The 2,626-nt window shown below is 73.5% G+C and carries 2 protein-coding genes and 1 pseudogene; all 3 read right to left on the bottom strand.

What is annotated here, in order from left to right; translation table 11 throughout:
• A partial coding sequence (locus ACJ73U_RS34410; protein WP_407781928.1) for a carboxylesterase family protein occupies positions 1-513 on the bottom strand: 513 nt, incomplete at its 3' end.
• 112 nt (positions 514-625) lie between these two features.
• Complete coding sequence (locus ACJ73U_RS34405) at positions 626-2,434, bottom strand: FtsX-like permease family protein (RefSeq protein WP_407781927.1); 1,809 nt, start codon at positions 2,432-2,434, stop codon at positions 626-628.
• Positions 2,434-2,626, bottom strand: a pseudogene (locus ACJ73U_RS34400) (ABC transporter ATP-binding protein); the annotation flags it as partial. The gene ACJ73U_RS34405 and the pseudogene ACJ73U_RS34400, both read right to left, overlap by 1 nt.

The raw sequence follows: 2,626 nt of genomic DNA, 5'->3' as shown, positions 1-2,626 counted from the left end.
GGAACCCTCGAGCCCCGGCATCCCGAAGAAACCGAACACCCCGAGCCGGTAGTTGATCGACACCACGACCACGTCCCCGCGCCCGACGAGCCGGCGCGCGTCGTAGTTTGCGCCCGCGCCCATGAAGAACCCACCACCATGGACCCACACCACCACCGGCCGGCGCTCGGCCCCGGCCGGCGCGGTGACGTTCAGGTACAGGCAGTCCTCACTCGTGCTGCCCTCGGGCAGCTCCCCCGGCAGCTGCGCACACGCCGGCCCCGGCCGGGTCGCGTCCCGCACACCGGACCACCGCGCGGGCGGCCGCGGCTCACGCCACCGCAACTCCCCCACCGGCGCCGCCGCGTACGGCACGCCCTGGAACACACGGGTGTTCCCGGCCACCTGCCCACGCACCGCACCGTCCCCGGTCCACACGACCGGATCACCCGCCGCGGCCGCCGAACCACCCGGCGCCAGCACCCCGGCCACCACACCGACCGAGACCAGCGCCATCAACCATCGTCGTCGCATCACAACCCCCTTCGAGTCGAGTGGAAGTCCACCCGATCGGAGACCGGCACCGCGACCGCACAAGGTCTAGTGGAACCTCGACCAAAGTCGAAGAGCCGGAGATCCCGCTGAGCTACTCACGCGTCCCCGCCAGCGAGATCGGCGCGGGTCGGGTCGCGGCGAGGCTGGTCCACACGCTCGCCGCGCCGACGACCACGAACGCGCCCAGGACCGTCAGCCAGAACACGCCCCACGGCACGACCATGGTGCCCGCGACCCCGCTGATGCCGACCAGGGTGGCCAGGGCCGCGAGCCAACCGAGCAGGAGACCGGTCCCGGTGACGACGGACGACTCGAGCAACGCGCTGCCGATGACCTGCTCCCGGCTGAGCCCCGTGAGCCGCGCGACGGCGAACTCGCGCCGGCGTTCCCCCGCGGCGATGACGACCGCGTTCACCACGGCGATCACCGCGTAGAGCGCGGCCAGGCCCATCAGCACCTTCATGGTCCCGGCGTTGAGGCTCTCCTGCGCGCTGTCGCTCGCCGCGATCCAGTCGTCCACCGTGGACACCGGTCGCGGCAGTGTCTTCGCCACGGCGGCGGCGTCGGCACCGGGCTCCAGGCGCACGACGGACCGGGCGGGTCCGAGCGCGGCGGACGGCACGAGATCGCGCGGCAGCAGGTACTCCGGTCCGCCGTCCAGCTTCCGCGGCAGCACGGCCACCACGCGCGTGGTGAGGTCCCGGCCCCCGACCCGGATGCGCACCGTCGCGCCGAGGTCCCCGCCCGCCACCGCGACCGCGCGGCCGTGGAGGTCGTCGAAGGACCCGCCGACGAGCGGCAGCCGGTGCGCCCGCCGGTACGCGTCCGGGTCGACCGCGAGCGCGTCGACCTCGTCGGTCTCCGTCTCGCCGCGCGTGACGGTGGTGGCCTCGATCGACAGGGCGTACTCCGTCGACGCGGCGGCGACACCGGGCGTCGCGGGCGAGACCGGTCCCCCGGCGACCAGGTCACCGCGGATGTCGGCGACGAGCTGGCGCTGTGCGCCCTCGGACAGCGTGGCGAACGTGCCCGCCAGCCCGGTCACGAGCGCGACCAGCACGAGCAGGGGCGCCGCGGTGGACGCGCTGCGGCGCACACCCACCCGCAGGTTGGCCCGCGCGAGCCCGCCGAGGGTGGTCCGGCCCGCCAGCCCACCCGTGAGCCTGCCGACCAGCGGCACGACGAGTGGGCTGAGCGCGCCCAATCCGACGGCCGCGGCGAGCGTGGCGTTCACCGACAGCGGGATCGCCCCGGTCGGACTGTCCACCCCGACCGATATCGACATCAGCGTGATGGCCACGGCGACGAGCAGGATCCCGAAGAACCACCGGGAGAACGTCATGACCCTGGCGGCCTCGCCGGTGTCCCGCAACGCTTCCAGTGGACGCACGCGCGACGCCCGGCGCGAGGCGGCGAGCACCCCGAACTGCGCCACGCCGATGCCGAGGCCCACCGAGACGTAGAGGACCCAGCCGTGCCAGGCCGCGTTGAACGAGTCGGGCAGGAACCCGAGGCTTTCGAGCAGCGCGGTCTGCACGTCCGTCGCGACCAGGCCCGCTGGTATGCCGAGGACCGTGCCGAGGACGCCGAGCAGGAGCGCTTCGGACAGCAGCAGCCGGCGCAGCTGGCCGCGGCTGCCCCCGATGAGCCGCAGGAGCGCGAGGTCCCGCCGGCGCTGGGCGATGGTGAACGCGAACGTCGAGCTGACGATGAAGATCGCGAGGAACGCCGAGACGCCGAGCGACATCCCGAGCACGGCGATCGCCTCGCCGTGGTCGCCGGCGGACACGACGATCAACAGCGCGGACTGCACGAGCGCGACGCCGAGCGTGACGGTGATGATCGCGCCGACGAACAGCTGCCACCGCGCGCGGAAGGTGGCGACGGACAGGCTGAGCATCAGTCCTCCAGCGCGGCGAGGCGGTCGGCGACCTGGCGCACCGACGGGCGGGTCAGGTGGTCGACGATGCGCCCGTCGGACAGGAACAGCACCGAGTCGGCACGTGCCGCCACGGCCGGGTCGTGGGTGACCATCACGATGGTCTGATTCGCGGCGTCCACCATCGAGCGCAGCAGTTCGAGCACGACGCGC

This window comes from Actinophytocola sp., assembly GCF_045807065.1.
Lineage (GTDB): Bacteria > Actinomycetota > Actinomycetes > Mycobacteriales > Pseudonocardiaceae > Actinophytocola.
Note: the sequence above shows the minus strand (reverse complement) of the source record. Positions and strands in the feature narration are given on the sequence as shown.

Coding starts and splice junctions, on each gene's coding strand:
- ACJ73U_RS34405 (WP_407781927.1), bottom strand. CDS start 2,434: ATGCTCAGCCTGTCCGTCGCCACCTTCCGCGCGCGGTGGCAGCTGTTC.